Raw genomic sequence first — 20,052 nt, 5'->3', positions numbered from 1 at the left:
GCCGGGTGCCTGTCCTGACTCAGGTGCCCGGCTTGCGGCCGTACACGTAGACGTCGTCGCCGTTCTTCAGCAGCGACCAGTACTTCTTGGCGGTGGTCCTGGTCATGTTGACGCAGCCGTGGGAGCCAGGCGGATTCCACATGCTGACGCCGACGGAGTGGAAGGCCTGGCCGCCGTCGAAGAACTGCGCGTAGGGCATCGGCACGTTGTAGATGCTGGAGACGTGGTCGATGTTGCGCCAGTAGATCTTCTTCAGGCCGGTGCGGGTCTCGTAGCCGTTACGGCCGGTGCGGACCGGGACCGGGCCGTACACGAGCCTGCTGCCGTCCTGGATCCAGCTCAGCTGGAGCGTGAGGTTCACGCAGGCGATGCGGCCCTTGTTGACCGGGCACTTGCCGTCCTTGTTGGGGTTGTTGCCGACGGCCTTCTGCTTGTTCATCAGGTTCATCACGCCCCAGGTCACCGGACCCGCGTAGCCGGCGTTCGGGCTGATGCCGTGCTTGGTCTGGAAGGCCTGGATGGCCTTGCAGTCGGCGCTGGACTGCTTGCCGTCGACCGGGCGGCCCAGGAACTTCTCCACCTGCTTCTGATACGGGCCGGTCTGGGTCGTGCAGCTCGGCGCCGCCTGCGCCGGACTGGCGGCGAGCGTGAGCGTGAGCGGTGCGACCAGTCCGCCGGTGATGCCGAGTGCGACGGCGCGCCGTCTGCGTATGTCCCCCATGGCCGGGCCTCTCCCTGACGAGTTCTGTGGACTTCTGCCAGGTAGACCCGTGTGCGGGGGCATCGGTTGTGCTGCCGGCCCGGCTGTGACCGAACAGTGAAATTCCGCCAGGGGACAGGGCGGGGTCCAGCCAGGGCGCCGGACGTGTCAGGCGTCGTCCGCGCGTCTGACCGCCGCCAGGAATCCGGTGTTCACCGCGGTCAGGCCGCCGTCGACGGTCAGCGTGGTGCCGGTGATCCAGGCCGCGTCACGGGACGCCAGGAAGGCCACGGCCGCGGCGATGTCCTCGGGCTCGCCGATCCGGCCCAGCGGGTACAGGCCACGGATCGCGTCGAGCTCCTCGTCCCGCCCCTCCCACGCCGAGGTGCGCACCGTGCCCGGCGTCACGAGGTTGACGCGGACGCCGCGGGCGGCGGCGTGGCCGGCGAGGGTACGGGTGAGGGAGACCAGGCCTGCCTTCGCGGCGCTGTAGGCGTGGTTGCCGAAGTCCTGGAGCCCGTTGCACGTGGTGGTCGTGCGGGGCGACCGGATGAGGTTCGGACGGGAGCAGGCGGCGAGGTGGGAGGAGCGGCGGCTCGGGGTGTACGCCGACTACGCGCAGTCGGTGAAGAAGACGGTCACGGTGACCTACCGGGTCGCGGCCGGGGCCGGTGTCGATCCGCACCCGGACCCCCTGACCCTCGAACAGGCTCAGCCGCTGCTGGCCGATGCCACCACCCGCCGGGACCCGTCGGGTGAGGCGCTGATCATGCTGGGCAGCCCGGCGGTGGTGGAGAAGGCACGCGTCTGGGTCGTGACGGCGCTGGAGATGGAGCGGTTCGTGCGGGAGCACCGGGAGGACCGCGAGGCATGGCAGGCGCTGCTGGAGCGGCAGCGCGCCGGACGCGAGGGCTACTACGCGGCCGTGCGCGAGGACCTCGGCCTCCCGCCGGGCCACTCCGCGCGCTGGCCGCTCCCCTCGGTCGACCCGGTGCCGCCTCAGCGGTAACCCGTCGTGTCCGCCGGCTTCCCCGCGTCCTGCACCTCGACGAGGTACCGCCAGGCATCGGGGCGGCTGCCGTCGAGATCCGTGAAGCCGTAGACCTGCGCGAGCTGCCCGCTGGAGAGGGACTCGCCGTTCCAGCGGGCCAGGTCGGGGTCGGCGGCGAGGGCGGCGACGGCCCGGCCGACGTAGCGCGGGGTCTCGGAGATGGCGAAGTGCGGGACGCGTGCGACGGCGTCGCGCCAGTTGTCCTCGCGTACCTCGAAGGCGTCGAGCATCATCTCCGAGCGCAGCCAGCCCGGGGTCAGCGCGACGGCGGTGGCGCCGCGCGGGCCGAGTTCGTGGCCGAGGGAGAAGGCCATGCGCAGTACGGACGTCTTGGCGAGGTCGTAGAAGAAGGAGTTGCGGTAGTTGACGCTGTTGTAGTCCGCCGTGCCGTCGGTCATCTCGACGACCAGTCCGCCCGGATTCCGCAGGAGCAGGGGCAGGGCGTGGTGGCTGGTGATGGCGTGGGTCTCGACGGCGAGACGGAGCAGCCTGAGGCCGTTGTCCAGGTCGTGCTCCCAGACGGGGCTGTCCCAGGCGAAGAGCTTCTCGCCGCCCCAGACGTCGTTGACGAGGACGTCGAGGCGGCCCTGTTCGTCGGCGATCCGGTCCACGAGGGTGCGGACCTGCGCCGGGTCGAGGTGGTCGGTTGGTACCGCGATGCCCCGGCCGCCCGCCTCGCTGACCAGGTCGGCGGTGTCCTCGATGGTCTCCGGGCGGTCGTACTCCGAACGCCGGGCGCGGGTGCTGCGCCCCGTCACATAGACCGTGGCGCCGGCCGCCCCGAGCTCCACGGCGATGCCGCGTCCTGCTCCGCGGGTCGCCCCGGCGACCAGTGCGACCTTGTCCTTGAGCGGCTGTGACATGTCCGGCCTCCGGTGACCTCGTGTGTGGTGTCGTCATCGAGGGTGCCGGGGAAGCCGGACATCTTCTGTCGTCTTTTCCGGGAGAGTGCAGTCCTTCGCGGCAGGGTCACCCGGCCAGGCGCACCCGCGTCTCGGGGTCCGCCGGTCGCGGGCTCAGTGGCCGCGGTCGATCCACTCCTGCAGGTGCGGTGCCTCGTCGCCGATGGTCGTCGGGTCACCGTGGCCGGTGAGGACCTTCGTCTCGGGCGGGAGGGTGAGCAGCCGGTCTCGGATCGAGTCGATGATCGTCGGGAAGTGGGAGTAGGAACGGCCGGTGGCACCGGGGCCGCCTTGGAAAAGGGTGTCGCCGGTGAAGATCACGCCGAGGCCGGGGTCGTACAGGCAGATGGCGCCCGGCGCGTGTCCCGGGGTGTGCAGGACCGTGAGATCGGTGCCCGCGGCCTCGATGACCTGGCCGTCCAGCAGATGCGCGTCGGGGTCGCGGTCGGGATGGGTCAGTTTCCACAGCGGCATGTCGTCGGGGTGCAGCCAGATCGTGGCGCCGGTGCGGTCGGCCAGGGCGGGCGCGGCGTCGATGTGGTCGTTGTGGGCGTGGGTGCACACGATCGCCGTCAGCCGCCGGTCGCCGACGGCCGTGGCGATGGCGTCGGCGTCGTGGGCGGCGTCGATGACGATCACCTCGTGGTCGTCCCCGACCAGCCACACGTTGTTGTCGACGTCCCAGGTGCCGCCGTCGAGGCTGAACTGCCCGGAGGTGACGAGGCGTTCGATACGAGCGGTCATCAGAACACCACCACCGAGCGCAGGACGTCTCCCTGGTGCATCCGCTCGAAGGCCTTCTCCACGTCGGTGAGTTCGATCGTCTCGGTGACGAACGCCGCGAGGTCCAGGCGGCCTTGCAGATGCAGGTCCATGAGCATGGGGAAGTCACTGCTCGGCAGGCAGTCGCCGTACCAGGAGGACTTCAGCGCGCCACCGCGCCCGAAGACGTCGAGCAGCGGCAGCTCCAGCTTCATCTCCGGGGTCGGCACACCGACCAGGACGACGGTGCCGGCGAGGTCGCGGGCGTAGAAGGCCTGCTGGTACGTCTCGGGGCGGCCGACGGCCTCGATCACGACGTCGGCGCCGAATCCGCCGGTCAGCTCGCGGATCGCCTCGACGGGATCGGTCTCGCGGGAGTTGACGGTGTGGGTGGCGCCCATGGAGCGGGCCTTCTCCAGCTTCCGGTCGTCGATGTCCACGGCGATGATCTTCGAGGCGCCGGCGAGGTTCGAGCCCGCGACCGCCGCGTCGCCGACTCCGCCGCAGCCGATCACGGCCACGCTGTCGCCGCGGCCGACGTTGCCGGTGTTGATCGCCGCGCCGATGCCGGCCATCACGCCGCAGCCCAGCAGCCCGGCGACCGCGGGGGCCACCGACGGGTCGACCTTGGTGCACTGTCCCGCCGCGACCAGTGTCTTCTCGGCGAAGGCGCCGATGCCGAGCGCCGGGGAGAGTACCTGGCCGGTGGCGGCGAGGGTCATCTTCTGGCCGGCGTTGTGGGTGGCGAAGCAGTACCAGGGCCGGCCGCGCAGACAGGCACGGCAGTTCCCGCACACGGCACGCCAGTTGAGGATCACGAAGTCGCCGGGGGCGACGTCCGTGACGCCGTCACCGACGGACTCCACCACGCCCGCCGCCTCATGGCCGAGCAGGAACGGGAAGTCGTCGCTGATGCCGCCCTGCTTGTAGTGGAGGTCGGTGTGACAGACCCCGCAGGCCTGGACCTGTACGACGGCTTCTCCCGGCCCCGGATCCGGCACGACGATCGTCTCCACGCGCACGGCCTCGTCCTTGCCCGGTGCGATCACGCCCCGCACTTCCTGCGCCATGGTGCTCAGCCCTTCCCTCCGCGGATCTCCGTCCACTTCCGACCCTAGACGCAACTGATCGGTAAGGGCACGGAGCGGGGGTCGTCACCCGGTGCCTCCGGCCACCCTCGAATACCCCTGGGGGTAATCTGTTACCGTGGACGACATACCCCCGGGGGTAAACCTCCCGTCGGGGTGGACACGGACTTCACAGGAACAGGAGAGGAGTGCTGCCGTGTACTTCGTCGACACCATCGAGGTGCCGGGACTGGGCAACCGCGGCTATCTGGCGGGCGGCGCGCACAGCGCCGTGGTGGTCGATCCGCCGCGGGACATCGACCGTGTGATCACCGCCGCCGCACGACGGGGTGTGCGCATCACACAGGTGGTGGAGACACACGTCCACAACGACTACGTGACAGGCGGGCTGGAGCTGGCCCGGCTCACCGGCGCCGCCTACCTCGTACCCGCCGCGGCACGGGTCGCCTACGCGCGCGTGCCGGTGGCGGACGGGGACCGTACGCACATCGAGGACGACCTGGTGCTGCGCGCCCTGGCCACCCCCGGGCACACCCCGCACCACACGTCGTACGTGCTGGAGGAGGCCGGGCGTGACGTGGCCGTCTTCACAGGCGGCTCCCTGCTCATCGGCACCGTGGGGCGGCCCGACCTCGTCGAGCCGGGGCTGACCGGCGGGCTGGCGCGGGCGCAGTACGACTCGGCGCACCGACTGGCGGCCGAGCTGCCCGACGAGACGCAGGTCCTGCCCACGCACGGCTTCGGCAGTTTCTGCTCGGCCGGTCAGTCGTCCGGTGGGACGGCGACGACCATCGGGCGCGAGCGGCAGGTCAACGACGCCCTGGTCAAGGACGTCGACACCTTCGTCGCCGAGCTCCTCGCCGCGCTGGACGACGTACCCGCGTACTACGCCCACATGGGGCCCGCCAACACACAGGGCCCGGCTCCTGTGGATCTGACGCCGCCCCGCCCGGCCGACGCCGAGGAGATCGCGGCGCGGCTGGCCGCCGGGGAGTGGGTGGTGGACCTGCGCCATCGGGTCGCGTTCGCCGAGGGTCATGTCGCCGGGTCGGTCAACTTCGAGGCGGAGGGCCAGCTGGCCACCTATCTGGCCTGGCTGCTGCCCTGGGGCAAGCCGGTGACGCTGCTCGCCGAGTCGCCCGCCCAACTCGCCGACGCCCAGCGCGAACTGGTCCGCGTGGGCATCGACCGGCCGGCCGCGGCGGCCACCGGGTCCCCGACGGACTGGGTACGCCCCGGTGAGCGCCCGCGCTCCTTCCCGCGCGGCACCTTCGCCGACCTCGCGGCCCAGGACGACGTGATCACCCTGGACGTACGGCGCGGCTCCGAGCGCCACACCGGCCACATCAAGGGTTCGCTGCACATACCGCTGCACGAGCTGCGCGGCCGCCTCGCCGAGATACCGGACGGCACCGTGTGGGTGCACTGCGCCGGCGGTATGCGCGCCGGCATCGCCGCCTCGCTCCTCGACGCGGCCGGCCGCGAGGTCGTCGCCGTCGACGACTCCTTCGACGCGGCCGGTGCCGCCGGGCTGCCCATGGCCCGGGTCACGCCGGCCGAGGCACGGGAGCGGACGGACGCGGGTGCGGTCCTCGTGGACGTGCGTGAGGCACCGGAGTGGGCCGAGGGCCACGCCCCGGGTGCCGTCCTCGCCCCCCTCTCCGCCCTGACCGCCGGCGAGCCGCTGCCCGAGTCCGCGCGGTCGCGTCCGGTCGTGGCCATCTGCCGCTCCGGCAAGCGCTCCCGCGAGGCGGCGGCCCTGCTGTCCGCCCGTGGCGCGGAGGTCGTGGACGTGGTCGGAGGGATGCGCGCATGGGCGGAGGCAGGGCTTCCGGTGGTGGCCGAGGCGGGTCTTGCCGAGGTGGCGGAGTCGGGGGCGTCCGGTGCGGAGTGAGGTCCTGATCCACGACTCTCATCGCATCGTGCCCGCCCCCGGAGCCCTCTCGTGACCACCCTGCTCCTCGGGCTCCTCGCCGGTGGCGCGACCGGGCTGGCGCTCGGGGCGCTGGGCGGGGGCGGCAGTGTGCTGGCGGTGCCGGCGCTGATCTATCTGCTCGACTTCAGTCCGGCCGCAGCGGCCACCGCCAGCCTGCTCGTGGTCGGCGTCACCTCCGCCACCGCGCTCGGCGCGCACGCCCGTGCGGGCACCGTTCGCTGGCGGGGCGGGGCGCTGTTCACGGCGGCGGGGCTGGTCCCGGCGGCGGTCGGCGGCGTGGTGTCCGGGTGGCTGCCGTCCTGGCTGCTCACAGCGGCCTTCGCGGTGATCGCCGCGCTGGCCGCTGTGAGCATGCTGCGGCCGTCGGCGTCCGTACGGGACGAGGACGTGCCGGTCCGGCCCTGGCAGGTCGTGCGGGCCGGGGCGGGACTCGGCGCGGTGACCGGCGTGCTGGGGGTGGGCGGCGGCTTCCTCGCCGTACCGGCGCTGGTGAACGCCGTCGGGCTGCGGATGCGGGCCGCTGTGGGAACCAGCCTGCTGGTCATCACCGTCAACTCGCTGGTCGCCCTGGTGGCGCGGGCCGGTACGGACGTGCGCATCGACTGGGCCGCCCTGGCACCGTTCGCGGCGGCCGCCGTACTCGGTGCGTGGGACGGCAAGCGCCTCGCCCGGAAGGTCTCCGGCGACCGGCTGCGGCGGCTGTTCGCCTGGACCCTGCTGGCGGTGGCCGCATTCATGCTGGTGGACGCCGTCGTATGACCCGAGTACGGCCCGTGGCTACGCCAGGGACAGGAAGAGCTTCTCCAGGCGGGCCTTCATCTGCTCCGTCGTCTCGCCGTTGGCGCGTCCCTTCTCGGTGTCGCTGAGGCACTGCTGCAACCCGGTCGCGATGATCGCGAAGCCGGCGCGGTCCAGGGCACGGGAAGCCGCGGCGAGCTGGGTGACCACGTCCTCGCAGTCGCGGCCCTCCTCGATCATCTTGATCACTCCGGAGATCTGGCCCTGTGCCCGGCGCAGCCGGTTGAGCACCGACTTGAGGTCATCGCCCTCGAACTGAAGCTCCACGATCACTCCTCTACATACCCTTGGGGGTATTTTACCCCTCCTCTGAAAGGATCTCACTCCCCATGACCTCTCCCCTCGACCCGCGCACCCTCGACGTCGACGCGGCCCGCACCCGGCTGCCCGGAATGACCGTCATCGACGTCCGCACCCCCGGCGAGTACGCCGCCGGACATCTGCCCGGCGCGCTGAACGTCCCCCTGGACCAGCTCGACCGCGCCCTGCCCGCGCTGCGCCGGCACTACGGCGAACTCCTGGTCGTCTGCGCCTCCGGAGCCCGCTCCGAGAACGCCTGCCGGCTCCTCGCCGAGCACGGCGTCGCGGCCATGACCCTGACCGGCGGCACCCAGGGCTGGGCGGAGCGCGGGCACGAGCTCGACCGTCCCGCGTCCGGTGCGCGCCGCACGTGGTCCATGGAGCGGCAGGTGCGGTTCACCGCGGGCGCGGTCGTCCTCGTCGGCCTGGCTCTCGGACTGCTGCACCCGGCCTGGCAGTTGCTGTCCGCGGGCATCGCGGGCGGCCTGGTCTTCTCGGCGCTCACCAACACCTGCGGGATGGCCGCGATGCTCGCGAAGCTGCCGCACAACCGCCCGCGTCCCGCCGAACTGGACGCGGCACTCGCCGCCCTGGCACAGCGCGCGTAGGCACACACCCCATGCGGTCCCGCCAACCCCGTCCCCGGGAAACCCGCAGGCCTCACGGGAGGGAGCCGACGTAGCCTGAATGCTCCGTACGACTCCGGAGGAGCCCCGTGAGCATCGCCGACGCCCAACCCGCCGCGCCCACTTGGCGGCTGCTCCTGGGCTATGTACGTCCGCACCGCTGGACCCTGCTGGCGGGCGCCCTGCTCTCGCTGGTCACCGGGGCGACCGGGTTGCTCCTGCCGCTGGTCGCCCGGGAGCTGATCGACGACCTGTCGCACGACCGGGCCATCACCGGGGCGCTGCTGATCATGTCGGCTCTGGTGGTGGCCAACGCGGCGCTCGGCGCGCTGGGATCGTACGTGCTGCGGCGCACCGCGGAGTCGGTGGTGCTCGGCGCACGGCGGGCCCTGTCGTCGTATCTGCTGCGGCTGCGCATCACCGCCGTGGACCGCAGCGAGCCGGGCGATCTGATGGCCCGCGTCACCTCGGACACCACGCTGCTGCGCGAGGTCACGACCGACTCGCTGGTGGGCCTCGGCACGGGCGGGCTCACCCTTGTGGCCACGGTCGTGATGATGGGTCTGGTGGATCCCGTGCTCCTCGCGGTCACGCTCGCCGTGATCCTGGGCGCCGGCACGGTCCTCGGGGTGATCGTGCCGCGCATCAACCGGGCCAGCCGGCAGGCGCAGGACGCGGTCGGGGTGATGGGCGCCTCGCTGGAGCGGATCCTCGGCGCGCTGCGGACGGTGAAGGCGTCCGGCGCCGAGCACCGGGAGGAACGCACCCTGCACGAGGCCGCCGAGGAGTCCTGGCGGCAGAGCGTGCGGGCCGCCAAGTGGGCGGCCGCGGCGGGCAACACGGCCGGGCTCGCCATGCAGATCGCCTTCATCACGGTGCTCGCGGTCGGCGGGGCCCGGGTGGCGACCGGTGCCATCGGCATCGGCACGCTGGTCGCGTTCCTGCTGTACGTCTTCTACCTGATGTCGCCGATCCAGCAGGTCGTCGGCGCGATCACCCAGTACCAGACGGGTTCCGCCGCGCTCGCCCGGATCCAGGAGGCGCTGCGGCTGCCCGCCGAACCGGCCGCCCCGCCCGCACCGTTGCCGGCCGCCGGGGCGCGGCCCGCCACGCTGGCCTTCGCGGACGTGCGCTTCCGGTATGCCGAGGATCTGCCGTACGTCCATCACGGGGTGACCTTCGACGTGCCCGCGCAGGGCATGACGGCGTTCGTCGGCCCGTCGGGCGCGGGCAAGACCACGGTGTTCTCGCTGATCGAGCGGTTCTACGACCCCGAGGGCGGGACCATCACGCTGGACGGGCGGGATCTGGCGGACTGGGAGCTGGTGCAGCTGCGTTCGGCCATCGGGTACGTCGAGCAGGACGCCCCGGTCCTGTCGGGGTCCCTGCGCGCCAACCTGCTGCTCGGCAGTCCGGACGCCGACGAGGACGCCCTGACGCGGGTGCTGAAGACGACCCGGCTGGACGGCCTGGTCGCGCGGCTGCCCGAGGGCCTGGAGACGCTCGTCGGGCATCGCGGCACCAAGCTGTCGGGCGGCGAGCGCCAGCGCGTGGCCATCGCCCGCGCCCTGCTGCGCCGGCCGCGGCTGCTGCTCCTGGACGAGGCCACCTCGCAGCTGGACGCGGTGAACGAGGCGGCGCTGCGGGACACGGTCGCCGACGTCGCCCGTACGACCACCGTCCTGGTCGTCGCGCACCGTCTGTCGACGGTGACGATGGCCGACCGGATCGTGGTGATGGACGCGGGCCGGGTGCGCGCGGTGGGCACGCATCGCGAACTCGTGGCCGCGGACCCGCTCTACGCGGAGCTGGCGGCGACGCAGTTCCTGGCGACGGCCTGAGCGCTCCGCCGGTTGCGCCGCGACTGCGGAAGTGCCGCAGACGGGTCGTCAGTCGTCTGCGGCCGGCGGGTGGCCGCCTGTCGCGCAGTTCCTTCCCCGCGCCCCTCTTGCGGGGGCGCCGCCGATGGACGCTCTCAGCCCCGGAGCCGGCGCAGTCGTTCCTCGTCGCAGGTGCGGGGGCAGGTCGCGCAGGCCTCGTCGGGGCGGATCGCGTAGTACATGCAGCAGCCGGCGCGGGTGCGCGTCGGATGGCGGCGGCCGTCGTCCGTCGTCAGGTGCCGGAAGTCGGCGCCGCTCGGGTACGGGGCCACCGCGGACGGCAGCAGTAGGCCGGCCGCCCGCACGGCCTCGTCCTCGCGGCCCAGCACTCGGCCGAGGTACCAGATGCCGGAGACCAGGTCGTCGGAGACCATGCCCCACAGGGCGCGCGAGCCGCGTCGCGCGACGGGGCCGATCGCGTCCAGCAGAGGTGTCATGTGATCGGCGACAGCCGCGCGCAACTCCGCTCGCAGGGCTTCCTCGTGAGGGACCGTCAGCACGCCGGGCAGGGTCGCCGCCGGATCGCCGGTCAGACAGGCGAGGTCGCTTCCGGGCGTCACGGTGAACTCGGCCGTGGCGAGGTCCAGCCGCAGATCCTCGGGCCGGATCCGGGGCACTCGGCGCTGCAGGTACCAGGCGCCGCTCATCAGGAGCGAGACCGACCAGGCGTAGTCGTGCAGGGCGCGTGAGGCGGCGACGTGGCGACGCGCGACGACCCCGTGCCGATCCTGGATCCGGGTCGCCTCGGCGGCCACGAAGGCGTCGAGTACGGCCCCGTCCTTCACCAGTTCCGCCGCCGACACGCCGGATCCGGCGTCCGCCGCCCCGGGTTCGGCGACCCGTACGGACAGCACTTCGCACAGGCCGGTCAGCCGCGCATAGACGTCACCGAGCGTATGCGCGACGGCGGTGGTCGTCGGGGCCAGGGACATCGTTGCTCCCCCGCATGTTCATCAAGTCAGAAAGGTAAGCCTTACCTTACACTTGCGATCAAGCAGAGAACGCCAGGTGGGCTACTCGCGGGCGGATCGATCGCCCCGAACGCCCCAGCGATCGCACGGCATTTGAGAGATAAAGGAAGGCTACCCTAAGCTCACCGTTTGTGACCGCGACCCGCCGTGGCGCACCGATCGGTGTGCCCTTCCGTGCCCTCTGGCACGTCCCGCTCTTCCTCCGGCACCGATCGCGAGCCCGATGACGGTTCTCGGCCGGACCCCACTGCGGGCGCGGCCCGCGACCCTCCACCCGCCAGCGGAAGTCAGTTCATCGCCATGCGCCTGTATCTGCTCGCCCTCAACCCGACCGACGCCGTGTCCGAGGGCTTCCTGCCCGCGGCGGCCCGGCTCGGCCTGGACGTCACCGTGCTCACCGACCAGCCCGCCGCCCACCGCCGGGCCCATCCGGACCTCGAGGTCCTGGAGTGCGACGTGCGGGACTTCCGGGCCGTGATCAGCCGTGTCTCCACGCACCACCGGCCCGACGCCGTCTTCACCAACAGCGACCATCTCCAGACCCAGGCCGCCCTGGCCTGCGACTACTTCGGACTGCCCGGCAAGGACTGGCGAGCCGCGCTGCGCTGCAAGGACAAGGCCGAGATGCGCCGCCGGCTCGCCGCGGCCGGCGTGGACACCGTGTGGTCGAGGGAGCTGACCGGACCGGTCGCGCCCGTCGACGCACCGTACCCGTGTGTGCTCAAGCCACGCGAGGGCGTGGCGAGCGAGGACGTCGTCCTCGTCGACGGCCCGGAGGAACTCATGGCGCACGCCAAGGAGATCCTGGAGCGGCGTCCGGGTGCCGCCCTGGTCGTCGAGGAGTACCTGCCCGGTGACCTGTTCACCCTGGAGACCCTCGGCGACAGGCGCGTCCGCCATGTCCTGGGCGGCTTCCGCACCGAGCTCTCCCCGCCGCCGTACTTCATCGAGGAACGCCTCACCTTCGTCCCCGCCCACCCCGGGCCGGTCGTCGCGCAGGTTCTGGAGCAACTGGAGGCGCTGGGCGTCGGATTGGGGGCCTGCCACACGGAGTTCGTGGTGCACGCGGGGCGGGCGCGGATCATCGAGGTCAACTACCGTGCCATCGGCGACCAGTGCGACCTGCTGCTGGCCCGCCTGCTGGAGATCCCGCTCTTCGAGCACATCCTGCGCACCCACCTGGGCGAGCCCCTGCCGGCCGGCCTCGGTGCCCGCCGGGACGGCGCCGCCCGCCTGGAGTACCCGTGCGCCGACCGCGCCGGAACCCTCGTGGACGCTCCCCCGGCCGCGGAACTGGACGTGGAGGGCGTGCATCTGACGTACCGTCCGCTGCGCGAGATCGGCGAACGGCACGAGCTGTACCGCACCAACCGCGACTACCTCGGCGTCCTGCGCGCCACCGGCACCGATCAGCCGGCGGTGGACCGGGCGGTGGCGGACTTCCTCGCGGGGCGGCACTGGGAGATCCAGCCGTGATCGCTGCGACCACCACCACGGACACCTGTGAGGCGGAGCTGCTCACCCGCGTCCTCGGGGCCCTCCTGCGCGAGGACGTGGCCGGGCTGCGCAGCCGGGGCACACCGGTGCGGCGCCCGGACGGCGACTGGGTACGCCTGCCCGTGCCGGACGGCGACTGGGTACGCCTGCCCGTGCCGGGCGACGCGCTGCTGCTGCCCGTCACCGAGGACGGCTTCCAGGGCGTGTACGCCGCCCGGCTGCCGCTGCTCGTGCGCGAGTCGGACGGCGCCGAACTGTCGTCGTGCGACGGCGTGCTCGGCGCTCTGCGTGCGCTCGCAGAGCCCGAGGACCGGGGCGGCTTCGACGCCTTCGCCGAGGAGTGCCGTCAGACGCTGGCGACGATGCGGCTGCACGCGGCCACGCGAGACGAGGCGGTGCGGCGGCTGACCTTCGGGACGGGACTCGCAGGCAGCCTGGCATACGACACGCTCGCCGCCCGGCACGACCATCCCGTCTATCCGACGGCACGCGGTCGCTCAGGGCTGGACGAGGAGCAACTGCGGTCGTACGCACCGGAGTTCCAGCCGCGGTTCCCGTTGCGCTGGATCGCCGTACCGCGAGACGCCGTCACCTTCTCGGGCGCGCTGCCGGAGTTCTGGCCCACGCCCGCGGCCCTCGGGCTCGCCGATCCGCGCGGCAGCCACGTGATGCTGCCCGTGCATCCGCTGACCGTCGACGCCCTGCGCGCCGCCGACCTCCCGGACGGGGCGGTGCTCGCCGAGCGGGCCCACCTGGAGGTCGTACCGACGCTGTCCATGCGGACGGTGGCAACGGTCGTCGATCCGTCCGTGCATCTCAAACTCCCCCTCGACACAGCCACGTTGGGCCTTCGCAACAAGCGGACCGTCAAGCCGGGGACGCTCGTCGACGGTGCCGTCGGACAGCGGCTGGTGGAGGCGGTCATCGACCGCGAGCCACGGTTCCGGGACGTGATCCTGCACGCCGACGAGACGACGTACGCACATGCCGGGCACGAACTGCTCGCGGTACTGTGCCGCCGCTACCCGGCCGGACTCGACGACGCCGTGGTGGTGCCGATGGCAGCACTGCTCGCCAAAGCCCCCGACGGGCGGCCGGTACTGGACCACCTCGCCGACCGCTTCCACGGCGGCGACCCCCTCGCGCTGCTGGATTCGGCGCTCACCCTGCTGTTCGACTGGCAGACCACCCTGTTCGGCCACGGCATCGCCCTGGAGTCGCACCAGCAGAACATCTCCCTGGTGCTGAGGTCCGACGGTCCGCGTCTGCTGTTCAAGGACAACGACGGGCCGCGCGTCAACACCGGGCGGCTGCACGCCGTGCTCCCCGGCCCGTGGGCCTTCGACGACGGCCGGATTCTCGGCACGGGCGACGGGCCGGTCGCCGACCTGTTCACCACGATCACCGTGCATCTGTGCGCGGGCGCGTACGCCTTCGGGCTCCCCCGGCACCGCCGCGCGCTCCTCGACCTCGTACGGATCAGGCTGACGGAGTCCGTCGACCGGCTCGGCGGCGACGCGGCGGACGTCCTGCGCGCACGAGTCCTGCACGCGCCGGAGCTGCCGGTGAAGGCGATGGTGACGGCCGGGACCCTGCTGTCGAAGGAGCGGTCGGGCGCGGCCGACATCAACAAGCACTACACCAGCGGGCCCAACTACCTGCTGCGGAACGGGGGTTCGGCATGACCGCCGGAGCCTGCCGTTCCTGCTCCAAGGCCGGCGCGATCGCCGCCTGCGTCACGGCCCTCCTCCTGCCCACCCCGCACCTGCGCACCCGTTGGAGCCGCTGATGCCCTCCCTGACCGACACGCTCCCCGAGCAGGGCACTGCCCCGGTCACCTCCGCCGAACTGCCGGTCGCCGACGAGGTCGTGGCCCATACGCTCCTCAACTGTCTGCTGCGCGAGGTCTCCGGCCCCGAGCGCCAGAGCGTCGTCATCGACGGCCGTCTGCTGTTGCGGCTGCCACGCCGCGGAGTGCTGCTGCGTGTCGCCCTGCGCCGTACGTCCCTGCTCGGTGCGCACCGGTTCGCCGGGCCGGTGAGCGAGCAGGCGGGCGGCGGATGGACGGAGGTGGACTGGCGCCGACTGGCCGAGTACACACATGACGAGCTGTGGCTGCGGACGGGTGTGCGCAACGAGGAGTTCCTGGAGCAGATCGCCTCCAGTCACGGGTCCGTGGCGACGGCGCTCACGGTCACGCGCGCGCCCCACGCCCCGCAGGACCGGCTCTCCGCATACCTCGCCTCCGAGCAGTCCCTCGTCTTCGGCCACCGCTTCCATCCCACCCCGAAGGCCCGGACCGGTGACCCGCACGCCTGGTCCGCCTACGCCCCCGAGGTCGGCGCGTCCTTCCCGCTGCGGCACCTCGCCGTACGCAGCCGCCTGATCGCCGAGGAGTACGCCGACCCCGCGTCCGTCGCACCCCTCGACGTGCAGCGTCCGGACCTCCCCCACGGCTACCGGCTGCTGCCCGCCCACCCCTGGCAGTTCGAGACGCTGCGCGGGCATCCGCTGCTGCGGGCCGCGCTGGAACGCGGCGACGTCCTCGACCTGGGCCCCGGCGGCGCCCCGTTCGCCGCCACCGCGTCGGTGCGCACGCTGTACGACGGGGAGACGTTCCTGAAGTTCAGCCTGAATGTGCGCATCACCAACTGCCTGCGCAAGAACAGCAGTTACGAGCTGTCCGGTGCCGTCGCCCTCACCCGCGCGCTGGCCCCGGCGTTCGCCGATCTCGCCGAGCGTTTCCCGGGCAGCGACATGCTCCGCGAGCCCGCCTACCGCACGCTCGCCCTGCCTGGCCCCGACGGCACACCGGACCGCGCGCTGCTGGAGGGGTTCGGCGTGATCGTCCGCGAGGGCCTGCGGGAGCGCCTCGCCCCGGACACCACTCCCCTGCTCGCGGCGGCCGTCGCCGACGAGTACCCGACCGGCGGGGCGCACATCTCCCGCCTCCTCGCCGGGGCGGACGAGCGCGCGGCCCTCGACTGGTGGTCGGCGTATCTGGGCCTCCTGATCCCGCCGGTGCTGTCCGCGTACTTCGATCACGGCGTCGTCCTGGAACCGCACCTCCAGAACGTGCTGATCTGCGTCGACGCCGACGGCCGGCCGGCGCAGGTGCTCTTCCGCGACCTGGAGGGCACCAAGCTGGTCCCGGCCCACCACGAGGACACCCTGGGCGCGCTGCCGCCCGAGGTCGCGGGCCCGCTGACGTACGACGCGCAGCGCGGCTGGGACCGGGTCGTCTACTGCCTGCTCGTCAACCATGTCGCCGAGTTGCTCGCCGCCCTCGCGGACCTGTACCCGCGGGCGGAGGCCGCGCTGTGGGCCCGGGTGCGCGACACGCTCCGGACGCATGCCCGGGCCCACGGCTGCCCGCCCCGGATGGCCGCTCTCCTCGCCGGGGTGCCACTGCCCGCCAAGGCCAATCTCCTCACCCGCTTCGAGCGCAAGGCCGACCGGGAGGCGGGCTATGTCCGGCTGCCGTCCCCGCTGGCCGAGCACATCCTGCGCGACGCGACCGGGAGCGCTCCTCGATGACACAGCCCACATCCGCGGTCCGCGACCGCGTCCGGTCCCTGCCCGCGACCGAACTACCGGCGTACGTCTACGACTTGACTGCCCTGCGCGCCCACGCGGCCACCGTCCGCAACGCCCTGCCCGAACGGGTCGAGCTGTACTACGCCGCCAAGGCGAACCCGGAGCCGGAGATCCTCACCGCGCTCGGCCCGTTCGTGGACGGCTACGAGGTGGCGTCGGGCGGTGAACTCGCCCATGTCGCCAAGGCCGTTCCGGGGCGCCCGCTGGCCTTCGGCGGTCCGGGCAAGACTCCGGACGAGATCAGCGCCGCGCTGGAGCAGGGGGTCGAGCGTTTCCACGTGGAGAGCGCGCACGAGATGCGCATGTTGGCCGAGCTGGCCCGCCGGGTCGCGCCGGGGCGACGGGTGGCGGTCCTGCCGCGGGTCAACCTGCCGGCGGCCGATGACTCGTTGGCGGGCGGCTCGCTCGCGATGGGCGGCCGGCCCACCCCCTTCGGCATGGACCCGACACGAGCCGAGCCGGTGATCCGGCAGCTGACGGGCGGCGTGTTCCCGCAGCTCGAACTGCGCGGCGTGCACGCCCACTTGGCCAGCGGGCTGGCGGCGGCGGAGCAGGTCGCGGTGGCCGAGTCCGTCGTCTCGTGGGCCACCGGCCTGGGGGTCCGGCTCGCGGAGGTGAACGTCGGCGGCGGCATGCACGTCGACTACGGCGACCCCGAGCGGCGCTTCGACTGGGCCGCCTACGGCACCGGGCTGGCCCGCCTCACCGAGCGGCATCCGCGGCTGACCCTGCGCATCGAGCCGGGCCGGGCACTCACGGCGTACTGCGGCTGGTACGCCACCGAGGTGCTGGACGTGAAGGGCAGTCACGGCGAGGAGTTCGCCGTGGTCCGGGGCGGCACGCACCATCTGCGGACCCCGGCGACCAAGGGGCACGACCAGCCCTGCTCCGTGCTGCCGGTCGACGCCTGGCCGCACCCGTGGCCGCGGCCGGCGGCCGAGGGCGAGCGGATCACCCTGGCCGGCCAGCTGTGCACACCGAAGGACGTGCTCGCCCGCCGGGTGCCGGCGGCGGGGCTGCGGGCCGGGGACCGGGTGGCGTTCGCACTGGCCGGGGCGTACGCGTGGAACATCTCGCACCACGACTTCCTGATGCACCCGAGACCCGGCTTCCACTTTCTCGGATCCGCCGTGTAGTCGACTCGTCACTCTCGGCACACACGGAAGGGCCGCCCGGCGATCGGGCGGCCCTTCCGTGTACGGGCGTGCGGCGCCTCAGACGTCGACGGCGGGCAGCATCCTGGTCACGGGGGTGTCGACCGGCCGGAACTGCTGTGGCCGCTGCGCCCGGTTCAGCTCCTTGAGCTGGTCGAGGCGGGCCAGTTGCTCGGAGGGCCGGGGCATCTTGGCCCTGCGCTCCGCGGGCACTCCGGTGGCCGCGAGGGAGTCGAGGGTGGTCACGGGGTTGAGCATGCCGGCGTTCGGGGGGTCCACCGGGGCCGCGTTCGCCAACGGAGCGGCGAGCCCGGTGAGGCCGGCCGCGAGGCCAACAGCGGTGGCGATACGTCGTGTTGAGATCATGAATGGAGCAACGCCGTCGGCCCGCCGCCGGACACGGCCGGCCTGCGCCCCTCACCCGTCAGGCCCAGCGCTCCGGCAGCGCTTGCCGAGCCCCGCACCGGGGAGGACGCTCGGAGGTGAGGCGCTCGCGGCCGCCCCTCGTCACGCCGCGGGCCTCGGAGGAGGTCACCATGGGCACAACCGCAACCCCGTCCTTCGACACCGAGACACTGCGCCAGGCGGTGGAAGGGCACACCCCGGACACACTTCTCTCGCTGTACACGGACGACGCACAGATCCGCGTCGTGAACCGCAACGCGCAGCCGAGCCACCCGAAGGTGGTCAGCGGCCGGAACCAGATCGCCGAGATGCTCACCGACGTCTACAGCCGCGACATGACGCACAAGCTGGAGGGATGCGTGGTCCAGGGCGACCGCGCCGCCTACAGCGAGTCCTGCGAGTACGCGGACGGCGTGCGCGTGATGTCCGAGTCGATGATCACGCTGCGCGACGGCAAGATCTCCGAGCAGATCATCATCGAGGCATGGGACGAGTAGGCAGGACGTGGCCGAGGGTCCAGGTCTCGGCCCGGTTGACCTGGACCTTCAGGGCACGCACGGCGGCGGGCCGGACGCGTCCCGTCCGGCCCCGACGGGCCTGGCCGATGGCCGTGGCGGGCAGGCTGATGTCCGGCGCCCTGTCCCGCAGGGCTCTGCGGTCGGCCCGGCCCCGGCAGCCGCCTCCGGTCAGCGCATCCAGGCGCTGTACGCCATCACATCGCCGCCTTTCACGCCGAACCGGGGATCGTCGCCGGTGAAGGTCTGTTCCAGCCCCAGGACGGAACCGTCGGTCGCGTCCATGATCAGCATGCGCCGGCTGCCGTCACCGTCGTACACGTACGCCTGTCCTGGCCGGCCCAGCCGGTCCGTGACCTGACCGACGGGCCGCAACCCCTCGGCGTCCGCCAGCAGATCCGCCAGCGCGGCCGACTCCCGGGGGCCGAGGGTCCACTTGTCCAGCAGGATCTGGGTGGCGTCGAGGAGTTCGGCGGTGGACAGCGGCTTCGTGTGGTCCGCCAGGAAAGCGCGCCCGGCCTTCTCCAGATAGTCGTGCAGGGCCGCCGCGTCGTGCGGCGGCGGGGACTCGGGCGGGGCGTCGCTCCAACTCGGCGGGTAGGTCCGGTTGCTCAGGACATGGCCGTCATCGACCAGGCGCGGTCTGCCGTCGTCGTCGGTGAGGACGGGACGGCCGGGGTGGCGCGGGTCGGTCGCGACGACGAGTTCCGTGTGGCTGTCGTCGGCGTTCCAGCGCACGATCGTCTCCTGCGGGAGGGTGATCGGCGGGTCCTGGTCGCTCATGGCCAGGCTCCATGACTGCACGTGCGTGCCCTTGCGCAGCGCGGGCGAGTCCTTCGACGCCGCCTGCTCGGCACGCTCGGCCAGCCGCGCCACGGGCACGGGCGTGGAGTCGGCCCGCACGATCAGCGGGCGCGGCGCGGCGATCGCGGGGGCGGCGGTCTGGCCGGTGAACAGCAGCGCCGACACCAGCGCGGCGACCACGGCCGAGGCTGCGAGGCCCCAGGCCAGCCGGGTGCGACGGCGAGGAGCGGACGGGCGTTCGTGCAGCAGCCGGTCGAGCTGCCGTTCGGCGTTGTGATCCAGCGGGCCGTCGCCGTAGTGCGGGCCGTCGACCGGTACGGGGTCGGCTCGGCGCAACAGTTCGAGTTCGTCAGCCATGGCTTCGTTCCTTGGGCAGAGTCGTCGGGCTCACACGGTCGATCTCGGCTCTCAGCCGGCGGCGGGCGCGGTGCAGCCGCATCGAGGCGGCCCGGCTTCCGCAGCCGAGGGCGACGGCGAGTTCGTCGACTCCGAGTTCCTCCCAGGCCGTCAGCCGCAGCACCTCCTGGTCGGCCGCCGACAGCCGGGCCAGCGCCTCGTGCACCCAGGCGCCCGGCGCCTCGGAGTCGGGGCTGTCCACGATGTGCCGGCCGTGCGCGGCGTCGTCGTTGCCCATCCGGTCGACCAGCCGCCGGCGGCGTCCGTAGCCGCGTACCGCGTTCGCCAGGCAGTTGCGTGCCACGCCGTACAGCCAGGGCAGCGGGACGGCCGGGAGGTCGGCCCGGCGGCGCCACGCCACGGTGAACACCTCCGCCACCACTTCCTCGACCTCACTCGTGCGCCCGTCCAGTCGCCGCGCGACATAGCGGCTGACCGCCCAGTAGTGCTCGCGATAGGCAGCGGCGAAGGTCTCGTCGTTGCTCATGTCCCGTTCCTGTCCGGCACCCGCCGGTTCGTCACACCCTCTTCCGTGATTCTCGTCGCGTCCGTCGAGTGTGACGTGCGGGTGGGGTGCGGACACAGGCGGGACGTGAAGAGGATCAAAGACTTCAAGACCGTCCGGTGGCTGACCACCACGGACCACAAGACGATCGGAACGCTGTACCTG

19 protein-coding genes and 1 pseudogene are annotated in these 20,052 nt (G+C 72.5%); 10 read left to right on the top strand and 10 right to left on the bottom strand.

Annotation, left to right across the window (positions count from 1 at the left end):
• Positions 1-19 precede the first annotated feature (19 nt).
• Positions 20-721 (bottom strand): L,D-transpeptidase family protein, encoded by a 702-nt coding sequence (locus AC3ETA_RS29840; protein WP_432195987.1) that lies wholly within the window; start codon positions 719-721, stop codon positions 20-22.
• A gap of 147 nt (positions 722-868) precedes the next feature.
• A pseudogene (locus tag AC3ETA_RS29835) lies at positions 869-1,282 on the bottom strand (SDR family oxidoreductase); the annotation flags it as partial.
• Between AC3ETA_RS29835 and AC3ETA_RS29830 the strand changes: the two are divergent.
• Positions 1,227-1,709 (top strand): DUF6887 family protein, encoded by a 483-nt coding sequence (locus tag AC3ETA_RS29830; RefSeq protein ID WP_432195986.1) that lies wholly within the window; start codon positions 1,227-1,229, stop codon positions 1,707-1,709. The pseudogene AC3ETA_RS29835 and the gene AC3ETA_RS29830 overlap by 56 nt on opposite strands.
• Here AC3ETA_RS29830 and AC3ETA_RS29825 read toward each other — a convergent pair.
• The 3 genes from AC3ETA_RS29825 to AC3ETA_RS29815 all read right to left on the bottom strand — a co-directional run bounded on the left by AC3ETA_RS29825 (position 1,700) and on the right by AC3ETA_RS29815 (position 4,485).
• Positions 1,700-2,614, bottom strand: a complete 915-nt coding sequence (locus AC3ETA_RS29825; RefSeq protein ID WP_432195985.1) for an SDR family oxidoreductase — start codon at positions 2,612-2,614, stop codon at positions 1,700-1,702. The two genes, AC3ETA_RS29830 and AC3ETA_RS29825, sit on opposite strands and share 10 nt — an antisense overlap.
• A 153-nt stretch (positions 2,615-2,767) precedes the next feature.
• Positions 2,768-3,397, bottom strand: coding sequence for an MBL fold metallo-hydrolase (locus AC3ETA_RS29820; RefSeq protein ID WP_432195984.1), 630 nt, complete (start codon positions 3,395-3,397; stop codon positions 2,768-2,770).
• On the bottom strand, positions 3,397-4,485 hold the full coding sequence (locus AC3ETA_RS29815; RefSeq protein ID WP_432195983.1) for an S-(hydroxymethyl)mycothiol dehydrogenase: 1,089 nt from the start codon (positions 4,483-4,485) through the stop codon (positions 3,397-3,399). The genes AC3ETA_RS29820 and AC3ETA_RS29815 overlap by 1 nt, the downstream gene beginning before the upstream one ends.
• 214 nt (positions 4,486-4,699) lie before the next feature.
• On the opposite strand from AC3ETA_RS29815, the gene AC3ETA_RS29810 reads away from it, so the two are divergent.
• Positions 4,700-6,397 carry an MBL fold metallo-hydrolase gene (locus AC3ETA_RS29810; protein WP_432195982.1) on the top strand — a complete coding sequence of 566 codons (1,698 nt, stop codon included), beginning with the start codon at positions 4,700-4,702 and terminating at the stop codon, positions 6,395-6,397.
• A gap of 51 nt (positions 6,398-6,448) precedes the next feature.
• Complete coding sequence (locus AC3ETA_RS29805; RefSeq protein ID WP_432195981.1) at positions 6,449-7,198, top strand: sulfite exporter TauE/SafE family protein; 750 nt, start codon at positions 6,449-6,451, stop codon at positions 7,196-7,198.
• A gap of 18 nt (positions 7,199-7,216) precedes the next feature.
• Here AC3ETA_RS29805 and AC3ETA_RS29800 read toward each other — a convergent pair whose 3' ends face one another.
• The gene (locus AC3ETA_RS29800; RefSeq protein WP_432195980.1) at positions 7,217-7,504 is read right to left on the bottom strand and encodes a metal-sensitive transcriptional regulator; all 288 of its coding nucleotides are present in this window, start codon (positions 7,502-7,504) and stop codon (positions 7,217-7,219) included.
• Positions 7,505-7,566: 62 nt separating this feature from the next.
• Here AC3ETA_RS29800 and AC3ETA_RS29795 point away from each other — a divergent pair, with 62 nt between their 5' ends.
• Positions 7,567-8,145 (top strand): rhodanese-like domain-containing protein, encoded by a 579-nt coding sequence (locus AC3ETA_RS29795; protein ID WP_432195979.1) that lies wholly within the window; start codon positions 7,567-7,569, stop codon positions 8,143-8,145.
• 107 nt (positions 8,146-8,252) lie between these two features.
• Positions 8,253-10,004, top strand: coding sequence for an ABC transporter ATP-binding protein (locus AC3ETA_RS29790; protein ID WP_432195978.1), 1,752 nt, complete (start codon positions 8,253-8,255; stop codon positions 10,002-10,004).
• 134 nt (positions 10,005-10,138) lie between these two features.
• Here AC3ETA_RS29790 and AC3ETA_RS29785 read toward each other — a convergent pair whose 3' ends face one another.
• Positions 10,139-10,975: a (2Fe-2S)-binding protein gene (locus AC3ETA_RS29785; RefSeq protein WP_432195977.1), complete on the bottom strand. Its 837-nt coding sequence runs from the start codon at positions 10,973-10,975 to the stop codon at positions 10,139-10,141.
• Positions 10,976-11,314: 339 nt separating this feature from the next.
• Here AC3ETA_RS29785 and AC3ETA_RS29780 point away from each other — a divergent pair, with 339 nt between their 5' ends.
• The 4 genes from AC3ETA_RS29780 (at position 11,315) to AC3ETA_RS29765 (ending at position 17,244) form a co-directional block, all read left to right on the top strand.
• Positions 11,315-12,490 (top strand): ATP-grasp domain-containing protein, encoded by a 1,176-nt coding sequence (locus AC3ETA_RS29780; protein WP_432195976.1) that lies wholly within the window; start codon positions 11,315-11,317, stop codon positions 12,488-12,490.
• Complete coding sequence (locus AC3ETA_RS29775; protein WP_432196057.1) at positions 12,490-14,196, top strand: IucA/IucC family protein; 1,707 nt, start codon at positions 12,490-12,492, stop codon at positions 14,194-14,196. Before AC3ETA_RS29780 ends, AC3ETA_RS29775 begins: the two co-directional genes overlap by 1 nt.
• Positions 14,197-14,299: 103 nt before the next feature.
• Complete coding sequence (locus AC3ETA_RS29770; protein WP_432195975.1) at positions 14,300-16,048, top strand: IucA/IucC family protein; 1,749 nt, start codon at positions 14,300-14,302, stop codon at positions 16,046-16,048.
• Entirely contained in the window at positions 16,045-17,244 is a 1,200-nt protein-coding gene (locus AC3ETA_RS29765; protein WP_432195974.1) for a type III PLP-dependent enzyme, read from the top strand. The genes AC3ETA_RS29770 and AC3ETA_RS29765 overlap by 4 nt, the downstream gene beginning before the upstream one ends.
• A gap of 78 nt (positions 17,245-17,322) precedes the next feature.
• Here AC3ETA_RS29765 and AC3ETA_RS29760 read toward each other — a convergent pair whose 3' ends face one another.
• A complete protein-coding gene (locus AC3ETA_RS29760) occupies positions 17,323-17,628 on the bottom strand; it encodes a hypothetical protein (protein WP_432195973.1) in 306 nt (101 codons plus the stop codon).
• A gap of 170 nt (positions 17,629-17,798) precedes the next feature.
• Here AC3ETA_RS29760 and AC3ETA_RS29755 point away from each other — a divergent pair, with 170 nt between their 5' ends.
• On the top strand, positions 17,799-18,164 hold the full coding sequence (locus tag AC3ETA_RS29755) for a nuclear transport factor 2 family protein (protein ID WP_432195972.1): 366 nt from the start codon (positions 17,799-17,801) through the stop codon (positions 18,162-18,164).
• A gap of 189 nt (positions 18,165-18,353) precedes the next feature.
• Here AC3ETA_RS29755 and AC3ETA_RS29750 read toward each other — a convergent pair whose 3' ends face one another.
• Both AC3ETA_RS29750 and AC3ETA_RS29745 read right to left on the bottom strand, forming a co-directional pair.
• Positions 18,354-19,343 (bottom strand): CU044_5270 family protein, encoded by a 990-nt coding sequence (locus AC3ETA_RS29750; protein ID WP_432195971.1) that lies wholly within the window; start codon positions 19,341-19,343, stop codon positions 18,354-18,356.
• Positions 19,336-19,869 (bottom strand): RNA polymerase sigma factor, encoded by a 534-nt coding sequence (locus AC3ETA_RS29745; protein WP_432195970.1) that lies wholly within the window; start codon positions 19,867-19,869, stop codon positions 19,336-19,338. The genes AC3ETA_RS29750 and AC3ETA_RS29745 overlap by 8 nt, the downstream gene beginning before the upstream one ends.
• Between the last annotated feature and the right edge of the window lie 183 nt (positions 19,870-20,052).

Source organism: Streptomyces sp. bgisy027 (assembly GCF_057710365.1).
The sequence above is the reverse complement of the archived record's forward strand: the minus strand, read 5'-3'. Positions and strand labels throughout refer to the sequence as shown.

Bases quoted from the DNA above. Each gene is read 5' to 3' on its own strand.
- AC3ETA_RS29785 (WP_432195977.1), bottom strand. From the start codon at position 10,975: ATGTCCCTGGCCCCGACGACCACCGCCGTCGCGCATACGCTCGGTGAC.
- AC3ETA_RS29750 (WP_432195971.1), bottom strand. From the start codon at position 19,343: ATGGCTGACGAACTCGAACTGTTGCGCCGAGCCGACCCCGTACCGGTC.
- AC3ETA_RS29765 (WP_432195974.1), top strand. From the start codon at position 16,045: ATGACACAGCCCACATCCGCGGTCCGCGACCGCGTCCGGTCCCTGCCC.
- AC3ETA_RS29770 (WP_432195975.1), top strand. From the start codon at position 14,300: ATGCCCTCCCTGACCGACACGCTCCCCGAGCAGGGCACTGCCCCGGTC.
- AC3ETA_RS29755 (WP_432195972.1), top strand. From the start codon at position 17,799: ATGGGCACAACCGCAACCCCGTCCTTCGACACCGAGACACTGCGCCAG.
- AC3ETA_RS29840 (WP_432195987.1), bottom strand. From the start codon at position 721: ATGGGGGACATACGCAGACGGCGCGCCGTCGCACTCGGCATCACCGGC.
- AC3ETA_RS29795 (WP_432195979.1), top strand. From the start codon at position 7,567: ATGACCTCTCCCCTCGACCCGCGCACCCTCGACGTCGACGCGGCCCGC.
- AC3ETA_RS29745 (WP_432195970.1), bottom strand. From the start codon at position 19,869: ATGAGCAACGACGAGACCTTCGCCGCTGCCTATCGCGAGCACTACTGG.
- AC3ETA_RS29780 (WP_432195976.1), top strand. From the start codon at position 11,315: ATGCGCCTGTATCTGCTCGCCCTCAACCCGACCGACGCCGTGTCCGAG.
- AC3ETA_RS29820 (WP_432195984.1), bottom strand. From the start codon at position 3,397: ATGACCGCTCGTATCGAACGCCTCGTCACCTCCGGGCAGTTCAGCCTC.
- AC3ETA_RS29825 (WP_432195985.1), bottom strand. From the start codon at position 2,614: ATGTCACAGCCGCTCAAGGACAAGGTCGCACTGGTCGCCGGGGCGACC.
- AC3ETA_RS29760 (WP_432195973.1), bottom strand. From the start codon at position 17,628: ATGATCTCAACACGACGTATCGCCACCGCTGTTGGCCTCGCGGCCGGC.
- AC3ETA_RS29815 (WP_432195983.1), bottom strand. From the start codon at position 4,485: ATGGCGCAGGAAGTGCGGGGCGTGATCGCACCGGGCAAGGACGAGGCC.